Source organism: Nocardioides massiliensis (genome assembly GCF_030811215.1).
GTDB classification, from domain to species: Bacteria; Actinomycetota; Actinomycetes; order Propionibacteriales; family Nocardioidaceae; genus Nocardioides_A; species Nocardioides_A massiliensis.
Genome location: NZ_JAUSQM010000001.1, coordinates 2,902,691 through 2,918,657 on the forward strand (window position 1 = coordinate 2,902,691; position 15,967 = coordinate 2,918,657).

General features: G+C 71.6%; 18 protein-coding genes. 11 read left to right on the forward strand and 7 right to left on the reverse strand.

Annotated features, from left to right (window positions below; translation table 11 throughout):
• The first annotated feature begins 64 nt into the window (after positions 1–64).
• From J2S59_RS14455 to J2S59_RS14485, 7 genes are all read left to right on the forward strand, one after another.
• A complete protein-coding gene (locus J2S59_RS14455; RefSeq protein WP_370871479.1) occupies positions 65–1,444 on the forward strand; it encodes an IS1380 family transposase in 1,380 nt (459 codons plus the stop codon).
• Between the two features lie 292 nt (positions 1,445–1,736).
• Positions 1,737–3,758: a hypothetical protein gene (locus J2S59_RS14460; RefSeq protein ID WP_306825241.1), complete on the forward strand. Its 2,022-nt coding sequence runs from the start codon at positions 1,737–1,739 to the stop codon at positions 3,756–3,758.
• Positions 3,755–4,921 (forward strand): 3'-5' exonuclease, encoded by a 1,167-nt coding sequence (locus J2S59_RS14465; protein WP_068123214.1) that lies wholly within the window; start codon positions 3,755–3,757, stop codon positions 4,919–4,921. The genes J2S59_RS14460 and J2S59_RS14465 overlap by 4 nt, the downstream gene beginning before the upstream one ends.
• A complete protein-coding gene (locus J2S59_RS14470) occupies positions 4,918–5,403 on the forward strand; it encodes a hypothetical protein (protein ID WP_068123211.1) in 486 nt (161 codons plus the stop codon). Before J2S59_RS14465 ends, J2S59_RS14470 begins: the two co-directional genes overlap by 4 nt.
• Before the next feature lie 101 nt (positions 5,404–5,504).
• Entirely contained in the window at positions 5,505–5,864 is a 360-nt protein-coding gene (cmtR, locus tag J2S59_RS14475) for a Cd(II)/Pb(II)-sensing metalloregulatory transcriptional regulator CmtR (protein ID WP_068123217.1), read from the forward strand.
• Positions 5,861–6,460 carry a cadmium resistance transporter gene (locus tag J2S59_RS14480; RefSeq protein WP_068123220.1) on the forward strand — a complete coding sequence of 200 codons (600 nt, stop codon included), beginning with the start codon at positions 5,861–5,863 and terminating at the stop codon, positions 6,458–6,460. Before cmtR ends, J2S59_RS14480 begins: the two co-directional genes overlap by 4 nt.
• Positions 6,461–6,824: 364 nt before the next feature.
• The gene (locus J2S59_RS14485; protein ID WP_068123206.1) at positions 6,825–8,225 is read left to right on the forward strand and encodes an HNH endonuclease signature motif containing protein; all 1,401 of its coding nucleotides are present in this window, start codon (positions 6,825–6,827) and stop codon (positions 8,223–8,225) included.
• 29 nt (positions 8,226–8,254) lie between these two features.
• On the opposite strand, the gene J2S59_RS14490 is transcribed toward J2S59_RS14485, so the two are convergent.
• Together J2S59_RS14490 and J2S59_RS14495 are read right to left on the reverse strand one after the other, a co-directional pair.
• Positions 8,255–8,842: a TetR/AcrR family transcriptional regulator gene (locus J2S59_RS14490; RefSeq protein WP_068123202.1), complete on the reverse strand. Its 588-nt coding sequence runs from the start codon at positions 8,840–8,842 to the stop codon at positions 8,255–8,257.
• Positions 8,842–9,642, reverse strand: coding sequence for an ABC transporter ATP-binding protein (locus J2S59_RS14495; RefSeq protein WP_068123199.1), 801 nt, complete (start codon positions 9,640–9,642; stop codon positions 8,842–8,844). The genes J2S59_RS14490 and J2S59_RS14495 overlap by 1 nt, the downstream gene beginning before the upstream one ends.
• A 118-nt stretch (positions 9,643–9,760) precedes the next feature.
• Between J2S59_RS14495 and J2S59_RS14500 the strand changes: the two genes are divergently transcribed.
• Together J2S59_RS14500 and serB are read left to right on the forward strand one after the other, a co-directional pair.
• Positions 9,761–10,483 carry an Rv1486c family protein gene (locus J2S59_RS14500; RefSeq protein WP_068123196.1) on the forward strand — a complete coding sequence of 241 codons (723 nt, stop codon included), beginning with the start codon at positions 9,761–9,763 and terminating at the stop codon, positions 10,481–10,483.
• A 12-nt stretch (positions 10,484–10,495) separates the two neighbouring features.
• The gene (gene serB / locus J2S59_RS14505) at positions 10,496–11,734 is read left to right on the forward strand and encodes a phosphoserine phosphatase SerB (RefSeq protein ID WP_068123193.1); all 1,239 of its coding nucleotides are present in this window, start codon (positions 10,496–10,498) and stop codon (positions 11,732–11,734) included.
• A gap of 9 nt (positions 11,735–11,743) precedes the next feature.
• Here the strand turns inward: serB and J2S59_RS14510 are convergent, their stop codons facing one another.
• From J2S59_RS14510 to J2S59_RS14525, 4 genes are all read right to left on the reverse strand, one after another.
• Positions 11,744–12,259: a SixA phosphatase family protein gene (locus J2S59_RS14510; RefSeq protein WP_068123191.1), complete on the reverse strand. Its 516-nt coding sequence runs from the start codon at positions 12,257–12,259 to the stop codon at positions 11,744–11,746.
• Between the two features lie 19 nt (positions 12,260–12,278).
• A complete protein-coding gene (fabI, locus tag J2S59_RS14515; RefSeq protein ID WP_068123190.1) occupies positions 12,279–13,049 on the reverse strand; it encodes an enoyl-ACP reductase FabI in 771 nt (256 codons plus the stop codon).
• A 29-nt stretch (positions 13,050–13,078) separates the two neighbouring features.
• Positions 13,079–13,804, reverse strand: a complete 726-nt coding sequence (gene fabG / locus J2S59_RS14520) for a 3-oxoacyl-ACP reductase FabG (RefSeq protein WP_068123182.1) — start codon at positions 13,802–13,804, stop codon at positions 13,079–13,081.
• Positions 13,805–13,873: 69 nt separating this feature from the next.
• On the reverse strand, positions 13,874–14,086 hold the full coding sequence (locus tag J2S59_RS14525; RefSeq protein ID WP_068123178.1) for a dodecin: 213 nt from the start codon (positions 14,084–14,086) through the stop codon (positions 13,874–13,876).
• Positions 14,087–14,162: 76 nt separating this feature from the next.
• On the opposite strand from J2S59_RS14525, the gene J2S59_RS14530 reads away from it, so the two are divergent.
• Positions 14,163–14,483, forward strand: coding sequence for a DUF3099 domain-containing protein (locus tag J2S59_RS14530; RefSeq protein WP_246360513.1), 321 nt, complete (start codon positions 14,163–14,165; stop codon positions 14,481–14,483).
• A gap of 176 nt (positions 14,484–14,659) precedes the next feature.
• Positions 14,660–14,884 carry a hypothetical protein gene (locus J2S59_RS14535; protein ID WP_068123173.1) on the forward strand — a complete coding sequence of 75 codons (225 nt, stop codon included), beginning with the start codon at positions 14,660–14,662 and terminating at the stop codon, positions 14,882–14,884.
• Between the two features lie 19 nt (positions 14,885–14,903).
• On the opposite strand, the gene moaA is transcribed toward J2S59_RS14535, so the two are convergent.
• On the reverse strand, positions 14,904–15,935 hold the full coding sequence (gene moaA, locus J2S59_RS14540) for a GTP 3',8-cyclase MoaA (protein WP_181642415.1): 1,032 nt from the start codon (positions 15,933–15,935) through the stop codon (positions 14,904–14,906).
• Positions 15,936–15,967: the final 32 nt, after the last annotated feature.

Below are 15,967 nucleotides of genomic sequence, written 5' to 3' on the forward strand. Positions count from 1 at the left end.
GCTGGGCGAGAGAATCGGAGTTACCACACACACGATTCCGGGCCGAGCAAGGGACACCTCGTAAGTGAAAGCCTCTCACACGATCAGGCCCGTCTTCGATGATCCGAACTTGGTGTCGGCCGCAGGTCTGGTTCCGGCGCTTCGGTTGGCCGAGTCGGCCGGCCTGCACGATCTCCTCGCGCAGCGACTGACGGTGCCTTCGCCGAATGCGGCGACGAAGGCGACCAGCGTGGTGGGCGGGATGCTCGCGGGCGCAGACAGCATCGATGACCTGGACCTACTCCGGCACGGCGGGATGGGTCGGCTGTTCGGCGGGGTGCGGGCACCCTCCACGCTGGGCACGTTCCTACGTTCCTTCACCCACGGGCACGTGCAGCAGCTCGACGCGGTCGGTGGCCGGCTCCTGGCCGGCCTCGCCGACCGGGTTCCAGGACTGGTCGCTGGCGGCGATGCCGCTGAGGAGACCGCGTTCATCGATGTCGATGACACGATCCGCGAGGTCCACGGCTATGCCAAGCAAGGCGCCGCCTACGGCTACTCCCGGGTGCGGGGGCTGAACATCCAGCTCGCCACGGTCTCCACGCCGTTGAGCGCGCCCGTGATCGCTCGGGCACGGCTACGCAAGGGCAACACCGCGTCCGCAGCGGGTGCCGGCCGGCTGCTGGCCCAGGCCATCGGCACCGCCCGTGCATCGGGCGTGAAGGGCCCGATCCTGTGCCGGGCCGACTCGGCCTACTACGGATGGGCCTTCGTCGGGACCGCGATCCGCGCGAAGACCTGGTTCTCCGTGACCGCCCGGATGACCCCCAGCGTGAGCGCCGCAATCACCGGCATCGACCAAGAAGCATGGACACCGATCAAGTATCCGAACGCGATCTGGGAGGAGACAGAGCAGCGCTGGATCTCCGACGCGGAGGTCGCCGAGGTGGCCTTCGTGGCGTTCACCGGCCGCCGCAAGGCCGAGCACGTGGCCTGCCGGCTGGTTGTGCGCCGGGTCAAGCGGCTCCAGGCCCTCGCCGGCGACGGCACCGAACAAGGTGAGCTGTTCGCCAGCTACCGGCACCACGCGTTCATCACCAACTCCACCCTCGACATCGTTGAGGCAGACCAGGCTCACCGTGACCACGCGATCGTCGAGCAGGTCATCGCCGAACTCAAGGACGGCGCCCTGGCGCACCTGCCGTCGGGGAAGTACGCGGCGAACGCCGCGTGGGTCGCGCTCGCAGTGATCGCGTTCAACATCGCCCGTGCCACCGCCGTCGCCGCCAACATGGCCAAGGTCCGATGGGCGACCCTGCGCAAGCGGATCATCAACATCCCCGCCCGGATCGCGGCCACCGGCCGCCGACTCATCCTGCACCTCCCGATCCGATGGCCCTGGGCAGAGCAGTGGGACACCCTCCACGCGCTCGCGACCGGACCACCAACACCCGCCACGACGTGACCATCCAGCCCAGCACGGGCGCAACCGAGGACCCTGAAGTGGAAGAACCGGCGTAGACCGGCAGGTCCCGCACGCCCACGACGCCGCGATACCCGCCAGCGCCGAGAACGACCACTACAGAAACAACGTCGGTGGATCAGGGCTGAGTCGAACCCATCGAGCGGCCCCGCACCCGTGGTGGCCTGTTCGGCTTTTAGTGTGGTTTTGGGCGCGCCTTGTCCGGCCCTCCCGGTAGCCTTGACCCTTCGGTCAGGGCCCGGGAGGGCCGGTTCGCGTTCGGAGGGGGTCGCTGGTGGTTGCCGCCCGCGACCTCGAGGACGGCACTGCCGGTGGGACCGGCGCCGGCACGCTGTCTGGCGGAGACGTCCCGCCAGGAGGACAACTGACCGACGCAGCAGCACCGCAGTGCCCGGACCCGTCACACGCGGGGAGCCGGGTGCGCCGCCGTGGGCTCAGGGCCTCCGCGGCCGGCACGCGGCAGCGGTTCGAGTGCCTGCCCGAGACCGGAAAGCGGCACTTCTTCACCACCCCGGCCGCCGGAGCGGTCGAGGCTGGACGCTCACCGAGGCAGCGGTGCCCTGACCCGCGGCACGCCGACGCCCGGGTCCAGGGACGAGGCACGCGCACGACGAAGGCGGGCACCTGGCGGCGGTTCCGGTGCACCCGGCCCGACGGCAGCTCGCACTTCTTCCAGGTGCTCGCCTCGGCGGCCGGCACCCAGCTCACCTCGCTCGACCGCCCGCCGGGGTGCCCCGAGCACGCGGTCTCGAAGGTGACCCGGCAGGGCGTGTACGGCCGCGGCGCCACGAAGCGGCAGCGCTACCGCTGTGTCCCCGCCGACGGCACGGCGCCACACACCTTCACCCCGCCACTGGCACGGGAGGCCGTCGAGGTCGGTGTCGAGAGCTGCACGACTTGCGACGAACTGCTCTCCCCGCACCGCGGCGCGCTCACCGGCGCCCGGCACACCCCGTGGACGCTCGCGTTGTACGCCCGGGCGCTGAACGAGCTCTCGATGGGCGCCAGCTACGCGGCGGTGTCGCTGATGATGCGCGAGTACCGCGACCGAGCCAGCCGCCACCTGCTCGAGCACCATGGCGGCGGCGCGCTGCTCGACGGGCAGGCGACCGGGGCCGCGCAGTCGTACACCGCCGCGCAGGGCAAGTCCGCCTGGCACCTCGCCGCCGACCTGGTGGAGCAGTACGCACCGCTGCTGTGGCGCCCCGTCGAGCAGCAGATGCGCGACCGCGACCGGCAGCAGCGCGCCGCGAACGACCAGCAGCTCGCCGCTGCACCGAACGCCGCGCTCGCCACCCCCATCACCTGGCTGCTCGACGAGCAGCCGGTCATTTTGTCCGGCCGTCGCCGGCGCGGCCAGCAGCGGCGCCTGGAGCGGAACCAGTGGAGCTTGCTGGTGGTCGTCGAGGTCCGCTGGCACCCGGCCGAGGACCCGATGAGCTACCCGCGTCGGGAGTACCGGCTCCGGCTGGCGCGCGCCTACCCGCGCGCGAACGAACAGGCGTGGCGGCTGGTGCTGGACGAGCTCGGCGAACGCCCGGACTTCATCGTCGCCGACAACGCCGAAGCCATCAGCAACGCGGTGACGAAGCAGTACGGCGCAGGGGTCGTCGGACTGGTCCCGAGCCTGTTCCACATCCAGCGCAACCTCCGCGACGCACTGAGGAAGCTGCCAGGGGCGACCACCAAGCTCGAGGGGCGCACCGTGCTGGTCCCCGAACTGGCCAAGCACCTCGACGTGCTCGCTCGCGACGAGCTGCTCAACCTCGGCCCCGCCGACTGGACACGGTGGTGGGACGACCTCATCGGAGCCGTCGCCACGCTGCCGGCGCCCGTGACCGGAGTGCTGGAGCAGCGCCGCATCTACGAACCCCGGGTCGCGGCCGCGCTGCCCATCCTGGCCCGACAGCCGCAGCTGCCGGCGTCCAACGCCGCGGTCGAGAACCGGATCCGGCACGCGCTTGAGCCGTTCCTGGACAACCGCAAGCAGCTGTACCGCAACCTCGCCCGGACGAACTTCCTGCTCGATCTCGCGGTCGCCCGGGCCCAGGGCGCGTTCACCGACCTCGACGAGGTCACCCGGCTGCTGCGCGAAGACAACGAGGCCGCCGGCGGGTGGGCACCCGCCCCGCGCACCCTCGCCGACGCTCAACCGCCACCGCGCGCCGAGGGTGAGCCGCCACCGGTGTACTCCTCGCTGTTGAACCCGCTGCTGGTCGCCGCGCTCGCCGAGCAGCGGCTCACCCAACCACCCGTTCGGCAGCAGGGCGGGCAGCAGAGCGGAGGGCGACCGTGACGCTCACCGACGCCGGCTTCGAGCTGTTCCAGCACCTCACCGCCCGCACCTTCCTCGTGCTCGACACCGAGTACACCCGCGACCCCGACGGGGATGGCGACCGCATCATCTCCCTGGCCATCACCCCGGTTGTCGGCGGGAAACGGGTTCGCGACGGCGAGCTGTACGTCGAGATGAACCCCGGCGTGCCCGTCGACCCCCGCTCCACCGCGGTGCACGGCTTCACCACCGAGGCCGTGGCCCGCAAGCGCCGCTTCGGCTACTACGCGCCCGCGGTGCTCGACGCCCTCACCGTCCCCGACGCGGTGCTGGTCTGCCACACCGGCAGCGACATCCGGGTGCTGCGCCGCGAGTTGGAGCGGCTCGACGAGGCGAGGGCAACCGGGGACGCGACGGTGACCGTCGGCCTCGAGCAGCTGCCCGAGCTGCCCATCATCGACACCAGCCCCCTGCCGCGACTGCTCCGGCTGCCCGGCGTCGGTCAGCGCGGCGTCGTCAGCCTCGCCACCTTGTGCCAGCTCGTCGGGGTCGCCAACGCCGAGGCGCACCACGCCCGCGCGGACGCCCGCGCCACCGCCGACGCCCTGGTCAAGCTGCTCCTTCACGCCGCCGGGGCGTTCGCCTACGCCAGCCTCGAGGCGCTGCTCGAAGATCACGCCCGGGGCACTACCCACGACCCGAAGCTTCCTGGCTACATCCGCAGCCGCCGCGAAGCGCCCGTCGTCCCGACCGAGCACCTGGTCCGCCACGACTCCCCTCTCACCCACGCGGGCACTCCGGCCGAGCAGCAGGCGTGGTTGGAGCTGGCCGTGGAGTGCGTGCGGCTGCGCTGCCCGCACCTGCGCACCGAAGCCACCCTCGCCGCCCAGGAGAACGGCGCCGCGCTGTTCGACCCACTCGTCGCGCTGCTGGCCACCGTCACCGAGCCCGGCCAGGCAGGCACCCTGCTCGGCGCCGTCGCCGCGCTCATCACCGCCTCCAGCCCTGGTGCCGACCCGCCCGCGGCCGCGCCCGCGCTCGCGCACACCCGGGCGCTGCGCTGGTGGGCCAAGCAGCGGCCCAGGTCGAAGCCTCCACCCCGTGCGAGCCGTCCGGGTCTCCCTCCTGCCCCGACTGCTGGGAAGGTCACGGTTGCCCCCGCGACACGCTGTACCAGCCGGTGACCCGGATCGCGGTGCTCGGCGAGCAGGGCAGGCTCACCAAGACCGGCATCCGAGACCGCCTCTTCGGCAAGCGCGAGGACCGTCGCATCAACCGCTGGTCACCGACCCACCCGCGCGAGACCGCGTACATGGCTTGGATGGTGTTCACCTTCACCGTCGAGGAGGACCGGGTCCTCGCCGCGAACGACTACCTCGCCGCCGCGATGAGCAAGGACCTCCACCTGCACGAGCCGCGGCTGGCCCGGATCGCGTGCCAGTCGATCGCGGAGACCCGCGGGCTGACCGCAGCGAAGGAGGCCGCGGGGACGGTGCTCGCCGGCCGCACGACCGACCCGGCCTACGATGAGCTCGAACTGTGGATGACCTGGCACGAGCAGGCCGCGGTCGCCACCGCCCGGGCCCAGCAGCCGCGCACCATCACCCACCGGCGCCTCGCCCGCCCCGAAGGGCGCGTGAACCCGAACCCCTACCTGCCGCGCTGATGGACGAACCAGTCGGACATCCCAGCCGGCGTTGAAGCGCGCGCCCCCGTTCTCCCACCGCGATGAAAGAAATGTTCAGCGCACACTGTACTATTCAGCACATGCTGACCACTGCTAGCCGTCTTGACGTGATGAACAGGTTGGGTCGGGCGATGGCCGACCCCACGCGCTCCCGCCTACTCATGGCCCTTCTGGAGGGCCCCGCCTACCCCGGCGACCTCGCCCGCGACCTAGACCTGACCCGGTCCAACGTGTCGAACCACCTCGCGTGCCTGCGCGACTGCGGCATCGTCGTAGCCGAACCCGAAGGCCGACACACGCGCTACGCCGTCGCTGACCCGCACCTCACCCGGGCTCTCACTGCGCTCATCGACGTCACCCTCGCCGTCGACGAGAGCGCACCCTGCATCGACCAGCAATGTGTCCTGCCCGGGTGTGGCACCCAAGGGGCCGGCGCCTGATGCTGACCTCCGCAGCGCAGGCCATCGGCCTGTTCATCGCCACCAACATCGACGACATCATCGTGCTGTCGCTGTTCTTCGCCCGAGGAGCTGGACGGCCCGGAACCACGTCGCGCATCCTGGCTGGGCAGTACCTGGGGTTCGCCGGCATCCTCGCCGCGGCAGTGCTCGTGTCGCTCGGCGCCGGAGCCTTCCTGCCCGAGGCCGCGATCCCCTACTTCGGCCTCATCCCGCTCGTCCTCGGCCTCTGGGCTGCATGGCAGGCATGGCGCGATGATGATGATGATGACGACGACGCCAAAGTCGCCGGCAAGGCCGTCGCAGTGTGGACCGTCGCCGCCGTCACCTTCGCCAACGGCGGCGACAACATCGGCGTCTACGTCCCCGTCTTCTTGAACGTGGGCCCCGCCGCGACAGCCGCCTACTGCGTCGTCTTCCTCGTCCTCGTCGCCGCCTTGGTGGTCGCAGCCAGGTTCGTCGCCACCCGACCAGGAATCGACGAAGTCCTCGAACGCTGGGAGCACATCCTGTTCCCGGTCGTCCTCATCGGCCTGGGCCTGGTCATCCTCTACAGCGGCGGAGCCTTCGGGCTCTGATGCTTCGCCTGGCCAGCGGTCGAGCACGTGCAGGTAGCGCGGGCCTAGTCGCCGTCACCCTCGACAGGAGAACGCTCCTCCGCGCGCCGGTCACGCTCGAGTAGCGCTCGCCGACACGCCGCCCGACCGCTACCTGCCCCCGAGCTCCGCCCATCGCGTGCAGGCTGGAGCCATCGGCTCGGAGGCGCAGACGCGAAAGCGCCCCCCGGTCCGATCGGACCGGGGGGCGCTTCGATGCGCCACAGGCGCGCCGTGAACCCACACTAAAAGCCGAACAGGCCCGTGGTGGTGCGGGGCCGTTCGTCTTGTCCCCAGGTGCGGTGCAGTCCTTGCCTGGATCGAACAAGTGTTCTAGAATGGTGAGATGGATCACGGTGACGGCGTCTTCGAGGAGGACCTCCGCGAGGACTTCTGGGAGCTCTGGGACGACGGCCCGCCCCCACCCGATGCTGCGCCGTCCAAAGCCGACGACTCCATCGTGCTCGACCCCTCCGACATCGACTCCTGGGACGCCGACGAGCTGTTGGAGCTGATGGAACGCCAACGCGCCTACGCAGCGAAGTTCGCCACCGACAAACTCCTCGCCGCATCCCGGATCGCCCAGCGCTACCCAACGATGCATGACGTCGCTGTCGTGGAGGGGACCGACCCCGAGCGTCCCCGGATGGTCGCGCTGGCCGGCCCCGGAGCACCACTGGTCCACGAGCACGCGCCGTTGGAGTTCGCGGTCGCGTTGGGCGCCGGCCCTGACACCGGCCGGATGATCATGGGCCAAGCCGTCGAGCTGGCCCACCGGCTGCCGCGCCTGTGGGAGCGCGTCGTGGCCGAGCAGATCCCCGCGTTCCAGGCCCGGCAGATCGCCAACGAGACCATGAGCCTGTCGCTCGAGGTCGCCACCAAGGTCGACGAGCTGATCGCGAAGTCGACACGGCGCCTGACCAAGGCCGCCACCGAGGAGATCGTCACCGACGCCCTGCTGCTGTGCGATCCCGACGAAGCAGCCCGCCGCGAAGCAGCCGCTCAGGAGAAGCGCGGCGTCTGGCTCAACAAGGACAACATCACCGGTTCTGCGACCCTCAAAGACGTGTTCGCCCGCCTCGACGCACCCGACGCCGAAGCACTCGACGCCACGCTGGAGAGGGTCGCGCAGATCCTGCGGCGCCTCACCCCCGAGGATGCCGAACCGGTGCCGCATCAGGCGCTGCGCGCGACCGCGCTCGGGATCCTCGCCGACCCCCACGCTGCCGCCGAGCTGCTCGACACCGAGCAGCTGCGCGCCACCAAGCCCGCCACGGTCTACGTGCACCTCGAGGCCGACGACCTGGCCGCCTTCCTCGCCACCACGGGGGAAGGCACCGGCGAACACACCGGCGCCGATCATGGCGCGCGGATGGAACGCTACGGCCCCGCCACCCTGCACCTGGTGCAGCAATGGCTGCAGCGACGCGACGTGAAGCTCACCCCGGTGATCAACATGAGCAACGACGCCAGCGTCGACCAACACGACCCACCGACCTGGATGGCCGAGCAGGTCGCGCTGCGTGACGGCACCTGCATCGTCCCCGGCTGCACCCGATCAGCCCGGGCGGCAGACAAGGACCATCGAGACCCCTACGTCCCACCCGACGAGGGTGGGCCACCGGGTCAGACCCGACCATCGGCACTCGACTCACTGTGCCGCAGCCACCACCGGATGAAGACCTTCGCCGCGCCCCGCTTCCGCGCGCTGCTGACGCGAGCGCACCGCTACGCACTCGCCGCCTGAGCGAGACGAGTGCGCGAGTGCGCGCCCCGTCAGTCCGCGCCGAGCGCACGCAGCACGAACGACTCGACCGTGCGCAGGGCCTCCTCGGCGCCGGGGCCGGTGGGGAGGCGACGGCCCTGCAGAGCGGCGTGCACGAGCGGGACCACGATCTCGGGGTCCTGGGGCGGGATCTCGCCGGCTGCTGAGGCCTCCCGCAGCGTACGACGCAGCACGTCCTCGACGACCCGGATGTGCTCGTGGATCTGCCGGCCCGCCTCCGGCGAGAGCACGGCGTACACCTCCGGCCCGAGGCCGAAGTGGAACGACTCGGCGAGGTGCAGGTACTCCCGCACGTAGATCCGCAGTCGCTCGATCGGGCTGGCAGCCTGCGACATCGCCCGCTCGAGGTCGGCGACGTAGCGCGACGTCTCGTCCATGGCGTACTCGAGGAGGATGTCCTCCTTGTCGCGGAAGTGGTTGTAGAGCGACGTGCGCCCCACCCCCGCCTCGCGCGCGATGTCGGACATCGAGACCCCGGCGTACCCGTGCTCCGACACCAGTCGGACGAAGGCCGCGAACACGCGGCGTGTGGTCTCGGCGCGGTGCTCCTCGAGGCTGTCGCCCAGGATCTTGGGCATCAGGAGCTCGTTGCGCGGGTGCGCCGGCGGGCGGCCCAGCGGCCGTCGCTGTGGCTGACCTGCAGCTGCATCCCGAAGGTCTCGGAGAGCAGCGGCTCGGTGAGGGTCTCCTCCAGCGGGCCGGCGGCCACGACGGCACCCTTGCGCAGCAGCAGCGCGTGGGTGAAGCCCGGGGGGATCTCCTCGACGTGGTGGGAGACGAGGACCGTCGTGGGCGAAGCGGGGTCCGCCGCGAGCACGGCGAGGGTGGAGACGAGGTCCTCGCGCCCGCCCAGGTCGAGGCCGGCCGCCGGCTCGTCGAGCAGCAGCAGCTCGGGGTCGGTCATGAGCGCCCGGGCGATCTGCACCCGCTTGCGCTCGCCCTCGCTGAGGGTGCCGAAGGTCCGGTCGGCCAGGTGGGCGACACCCACCTCGGTCAGGAGCTGCGCAGCACGCTCGTGGTCGAGGTCGTCGTAATGCTCGCGCCAGCGCCCGACGACGCCGTACGACGCGGACACGACCACGTCGGCGACCCGCTCCCCCCGCGGGATCCGGTCGGCGATCGCCGCGCTGGTCAGGCCGATGCGGGGCCGCAGCTCGAACACGTCGACCGTGCCCATGACCTCACCCAGCACACCGACGACGCCGCTGGTGGGGTGGATCTGCGCCGAGCACAGCTGCAGCAGCGTCGTCTTGCCCGCGCCGTTGGGGCCGAGGACGACCCACCGCTCGTCCGCACCGACTCGCCACTCGACGCCGTCGAGCAGGGTCGCCGTACCTCGTCGAACGGTCACGTCGGCGAGCTCGAGCACGGCTTCCATGGTCTCCTCAGGGCGTTCAGGGATGGAGTGGAGGGCGGGGCACGGACACCGCCGCAGATGAACACCGCCAACTTACGCCACCGACGGGCGCCTGCGGAGCCCCGATAGCCTGCACGGCGTGCCCGCCGACCTGCCGGACTCCGCGCTCCTCGCCCTGTGGCTCGATGCCTGGGTCCGTGGGGCCGCCGCCACCGACGACCTGCTCGACGCACTCGGTGAGGACGGCAGCGTCCACACGATCGTGACCGAGGACGGTACGGCGGAGCCTCTCGCGCTCGCCCTGGGCCGGTTGCGGCGCCAGACGACGGGCGCCGGCATCGCGCTAGCCACCCCCGGGGACCCGGCCGGCATCGCCGGCCCGCGGAAGTTCGCGGACGCGGTGATGGAGGTCGGCGAGGGGGTGGTGCTCCTCGGATCGGGTCTGGGGTTGGTGCCGGACTGGGCGGGTGACGAGGTGACCTGGACCCTCCACCCGATCACGCTCCCCCGGCCCGTCCCGATGCTGCCGGACGCCGCCCGTGCGCTGCGGGTCGCGCTGGTCGAGGCCGCGCAGGCGCTGGCCGCACTCGACGTCGCCCGGTGGCGCCCGGAGATCGCCGACGAGCTGGTCGACCTGCGCCGCCCGCGCGTCGACCTGGCGGTGCCCGGCATCGCGCCGGAGATCGGCCCCGTCATCGCCCAGGCACTGCTGAGTCGTGGGGTCATCGAGCTCGCGCTGGACGACGAGGGTGCAGCCGTGGACGTCGCGACCATGGAACAGCGGCGAACGGTGCTCCGCAGCCTCGACCAGGCAGCGAGACATGCCCTGGTCGCTGCCTGCTCCGCAGACGCCCAGCGATAGCCTCACCTCGCCATGGTCTCGCCACTGCCGCTCCCCGACGACTCCGCGCCCAAGACGGTCCTCATCACCTTCACGGGCAAGGACCGACCGGGAGTCACCTCCGCGATCTTCTCCACCTTGGCGCCGTACGGCGTCGAGGTGGTCGACATCGAGCAGATCGTGCTGCGGCGCCGACTGGTGCTCGGCGTGCTCGTCACCGCGCCGCGCGACCTCACCCCGCTGCGCGACGCCGTCCACCAGGTCGCAGACGACCTGGGCATGCAGGTCGAGGTCGAGCGAGGCATCGGTGACAACCGCAGCCGCCGCGAGGGCCGCAGCCACGTCACCGTGCTCGGGATGCCGCTGCGCTCGCGCGCCTTCGCTGCCATTGTCGGCCGCATCGCCGACACCGGTGCCAACATCGACCGGATCGAGCGCATGGCGCGCTACCCCGTGACCGCGATCGACCTGCACGTCTCCGGCACCGACCCCGTGGCCCTGCGCGCGATCCTCGCCCGCGAGGCGGCGCACCAGCAGGTCGATGTCGCCGTGCAGCCGGCGGAGATCTGGCGCCACGGGCGCCGGCTCATCGTGATGGACGTCGACTCGACGCTCGTGCAGGGCGAGGTGATCGAGATGCTCGCCGAGGAGGCCGGGTGTCTCCCGGAGGTCGCCCGGGTCACCGAGGCGGCGATGCGCGGCGAGCTCGACTTCGAGCAGTCGCTGCGCGAGCGCGTCTCCCTGCTCGCGGGCCTTCCCGCTACCGCGCTGGACGCGGTGTGGGAGCGGCTCCTGCTCTCCCCTGGCGCCCGCACCATGGTGCGCACGCTGAAGCGTCTCGGCTACCAGTTCGCCATCGTCTCCGGCGGCTTCACCCAGCTCACGGACCGGCTCGCCGAGGACCTCGGCATCGACTTCGCCGCGGCCAACGAGCTTGAGATCGTCGACGGCCACCTCACCGGGCGCATCATCGGCGACGTCGTCGACCGGGCCGGCAAGGCGGAGGCGCTGCGCCGCTTCGCGCAGGAGGCCGGCATCCCGCAGGCCGCCACGATCGCCATCGGCGACGGCGCCAACGACCTCGACATGCTCTCCGCGGCCGGGCTCGGCATCGCCTTCAACGCCAAGCCGGTCGTGCAACAGGCGGCCGACACGACCGTGAACGTCCCCTACCTCGACACGATCATCTATCTCCTCGGCATCAGCCGCGAGGAGGTCGAGGCCGCCGACGCGGCCGCGGGCATCGTCACCCCCGCCCCGCCCCTGGGCTGAGCCCGTGCGTCAGTGCCGGATGGAGAGCGCAGACAGCGTCGCGCCGCCGGTGGCGAGGTCCGCCCAGTCCCGCGTGGTCGTGAGGACCGCGGCGCTCGCCGGCGGGAACCCACCGCTGACCTCCACGAGCAGGCCGGGGTCGCCGCCTCCGTCGTCGAGCTCGAGCGCGAGGGTCGCCACGGTCGGGTTGTGCCCGAGCACCAGGACCGTGCGCGCCTCGGCGTCCGCCACGTGCACCGCTTCGAGGACGGAGTCGGTGTCGCCGGCATAGATCGCGCCGTCGACGATCGGTTCGACGGTGAAGCCGCCGCCGGCCACGACACCGGCCCAGGTCTGCTGGGTGCGCACGGCGGTCGACACGATCGCCACGTCGGGGGCAAGACCCTCGGCCGCGAGCCACGCGCCGAGTGCGCGGGCCTGGGCATGGCCGCGCGCGGTGAGAGCGCGCTCGTGGTCGCTGGCGGCGTACGGCTCGGCCGTCGCGTGCCGGACGACGACGAGCGTGCGCTGCGCCGGTGCGGTCATGCCATCAGGATCCCACGTGTCAGGTGCCCATGGCGTGGAAGCCACCGTCGACATGGACGATCTCACCGGTCGTCGCCGGGAAGAAGTCCGACAGCAGCGCGACGACGGCGCGGGCCGTCGGGTTGCGGTCGCCGTGGTCCCAGCCGAGCGGCGCCCGGTCGGCCCACGTGGACTCCAGCTCCTCGAACCCCGGGATCGCCTTGGCGGCGAGGGTCTTCAGGGGGCCGGCCGAGACGAGGTTGACCCGGACGCCGCGCGGGCCGAGGTCGCGCGCCAGGTAGCGCGAGCAGGACTCCAGGCCGGCCTTCGCCACGCCCATCCAGTCGTACGCCGGCCAGGCCACCGTGGCGTCGAAGGTCAGTCCGACCACGGACGCGTCCTCGCTCAACATCGGCAGGCAGGCCCGGGTGAGCGACATCAGGCTGTAGGCAGAGACCTGCACGGCCTGCGCGACGTCGGGCCACGGACCCTCGAGGAACTTGCCGCCCAGCAGCGTCTCAGGATTGCCGTAGGCGATCGAGTGCACCACCCCGTCGAGTCCGTCGAAGTGCTCCCCGAGCGCCGCGGGCAGCGCTTCGAGGTGAGCCTCGTCGCTCACGTCCAGCTCCAGCACCGGCACCGGCTCGGGCAGCCGGTTCACGATGCGCCGGGTGATGCCCAGCGCGCGGCCGAAGTTCGACACCACGACTTGTGCGCCCTGCTCCTGTGCGACCTTCGCGACCTCGAACCCGATGGAGGTGTCCATCGTGACGCCGGCGACCAGGATGCGCTTGCCCTCGAGAATGCCCATGTCTCCCTCTCCTCGACCGATGCGGTCCGTCAGTGGCCCATGCCGAGGCCGCCGTCGACCGGGATCACGGCCCCGGTCACGTACGCCGCACCCGGCGACGCCAGCCACGTCACCGCGGCGGCGACCTCCTCGGTGCTGGCGTAGCGCTGCAGCGGGATGGCGGCGCGGTACTCGGCGCGCTTCTCCTCCGGCAGCTCGGCGGTCATGTCGGTCTCGACGAAGCCGGGTGCGACCACGTTGGCGGTGATCGACCGGCTGCCGAGCTCGCGGGCGAGCGAGCGGGCCATCCCGACCAGCCCGGACTTGCTCGCGGCGTAGTTGACCTGGCCGGCGGAGCCGAGCAGCCCCACGACCGAGGAGACGAAGATCAGCCGTCCCCGGCGCAGCCGCAGCATGCTCTTGGACGCGCGCCGCGCGACCCGGAACGACCCGGTCAGGTTGGTGTCGAGCACCGACGCCCAGTCGTCGTCGCTCATCCGCAGTACGAGGGTGTCGCGGGTGATGCCCGCGTTCGCGACGAGCACCTCGACGGGCCCGTGCGCCTCCTCGATCGTCGCGAAGGCGGCGTCGACCTGCGCCTGGTCGGTCACGTCACAGGCGACGGCCAGGGCGCCCTCGGGTGCCTCGCCGGAGCGGGAGGTCACCGCGACACGGTCACCCTGGGCGAGGAAGGCCTCGGCGATGGCGCGGCCGATGCCGCGGTTGCCGCCGGTGACGAGCACCGAGCGGGGTTCGGGAGCAGGCGTCGATGTCACGTACGCCGACGCTAGTGATTACCGCTGGGTACCCCGAATCGGCGCGCGTGAGTGGGTGTCGTTCGGGGTTCAGTCGTCCTCGAGCCGGAAGCCGACCTTGAGTCCCACCTGGAAGTGCTCCACCTCGCCGTCCTTGATCTGGCCGCGGACCTGGGTGACCTCGAACCAGTCGATGTGGCGCAGCGTCTGGGCGGTGCGCGAGATGCCGTTGCGGATGGCAGCGTCGATCCCGTCGGGCGAGGTGCCGACGATCTCGGTGACGCGGTAGGTGCGGTTGGTCATGGCTGTCCTCCACGGGTCGGATCGGCCGGGATTCCGGCTCGCTGGCAGTCTGCCACCACCGACGTACGCTGGAGCAGTGCCCTTCCCCCGTCCGTCGTCGCGGAGCCACCAGCCCGCAGCCGTGGAGATCACCTCGGCGCCGATGACGCGCGCACAGGAGCTCGCCGGCCGGCAGAAGCGCTACGCCATCTCGATGACGCTGCGCACCTTGTGCTTCGTGGGGGCGGTCGCGGTCGGTCCGGGCATCCTGCGCTGGGTGCTCATCGCGGGCGCGGTCTTCTTGCCGTACGTCGCCGTGGTGCTCGCCAACACCCGCTCCTCGCTCGCCCCCGGGAAGCCCCGGAACCCGGGCCCCGCGACCCCCGGGACACAGCTCCCGCCCGGCCCCACGCACTGACGCGCCGGGTCGCCACCAGACCGCGGGTGGCCGTTGGATTCGTCCGTCGGTCGTGCAAGAATCAACAATGAATCCAGCCTCCCCCGTCTGGGTTCCGCGATGCCGGACAGCTTCCCCCGTGGCCGTCCGGCATCGCCTGTCTCCGGGTCCTGTCAGCAAGGCCTAGGCTGGCCGGGATGAGCGACGAACTCGACCCCCTGTGCTCGGCCAAGGGCTGCCAGCAGCCGGCGACCTGGGCGCACCGGTGGAACAACCCGAAGCTGCACACCCCCGAGCGCCGCAAGGTGTGGTTGGCGTGCGACGACCACCGCGCGAGCCTCGGCGACTTCCTGACCGCGCGCGGGTTCCTGCGCGAGACGGTGCCGTTCGACCCCGACCAGACCGAGGGCCTCGCCGTCTGAAGCGCCAGGTGATCGGCGCTCAGCCGCCGATCGCGGACATCGGCCGGCTGGGCTGCAGGAAGCTCGGGTCGTTGATCCCGTGCCCGGGGAGCTTGGTCATCATCGCCGCGCGCCACCGCTCGGCGATGGTCTCGTCGTCGGCGCCTCCGCGGAGCGCCGCGCGCAGGTCGGACTCCTCGCGGGCGAACAGGCAGTTGCGGACCTGGCCGTCGGCCGTCAGCCGGACCCGGTCGCAGGAACCGCAGAACGGCCGGGTGACGGACGCGATGACACCGACGGTCGCCGGACCCCCGTCGACCAGGAAGCGCTCCGCGGGCGCACTGCCGCGCGACTCGTCAGCCGGGGTCAGCACGACCTCGCGCTCGAGGAGGGCGAAGATCTCCTCGGCCGTCACCATCTCGCCGCGGTGCCAGTCGTGCTGGGCGTCGAGCGGCATCTGCTCGATGAAGCGCAGCTGGTAGTCGTGCTCGAGGCAGAACGCCAGCAGCTCGGCCGCCTCGGCATCGTTCACGCCGCGTAACAGCACCGCATTGACCTTCACCGGGGTGATGCCGGCAGCCTGGGCCGCGGCCATCCCGGCGAGCACGTCGTGAAGGCGGTCGCGACGGGTGATCGTCGCGAACGTCTCCGGCCGGACGGAGTCGAGGCTGACGTTGACCCGGTCGAGCCCGGCTGCGGCCAGCGCCGTGGCGGTGCGGGCGAGTCCGAGGGCGTTGGTGGTCAGGGAGACCTCGGGACGCGGGTCCAGCGCGGTGACCTGCGCGACGATGTCGGGCAGGCCGCGGCGCAGCAGCGGCTCACCACCGGTGAAACGCACCTCGGTGATGCCGAGCTGCTCGACGCCGATCCGGACCAGCCGCACGACCTCCTCATCGGTGAGGACCTCGTCGGTGGGCATCCAGTCGAGGCCCTCGGCCGGCATGCAGTAGGAGCACCGCAGGTTGCACCGATCGGTCAACGAGACCCGCAGGTCGGTCGCCACCCGCCCATGTCGGTCGGCCAGGCCGGTGCTCGAGGCTGGGGCCGCTGTGACTGGCGTGACGGAAGGCATGCCACCCAGGATAGGAGCCGGGTCCAGCCGGT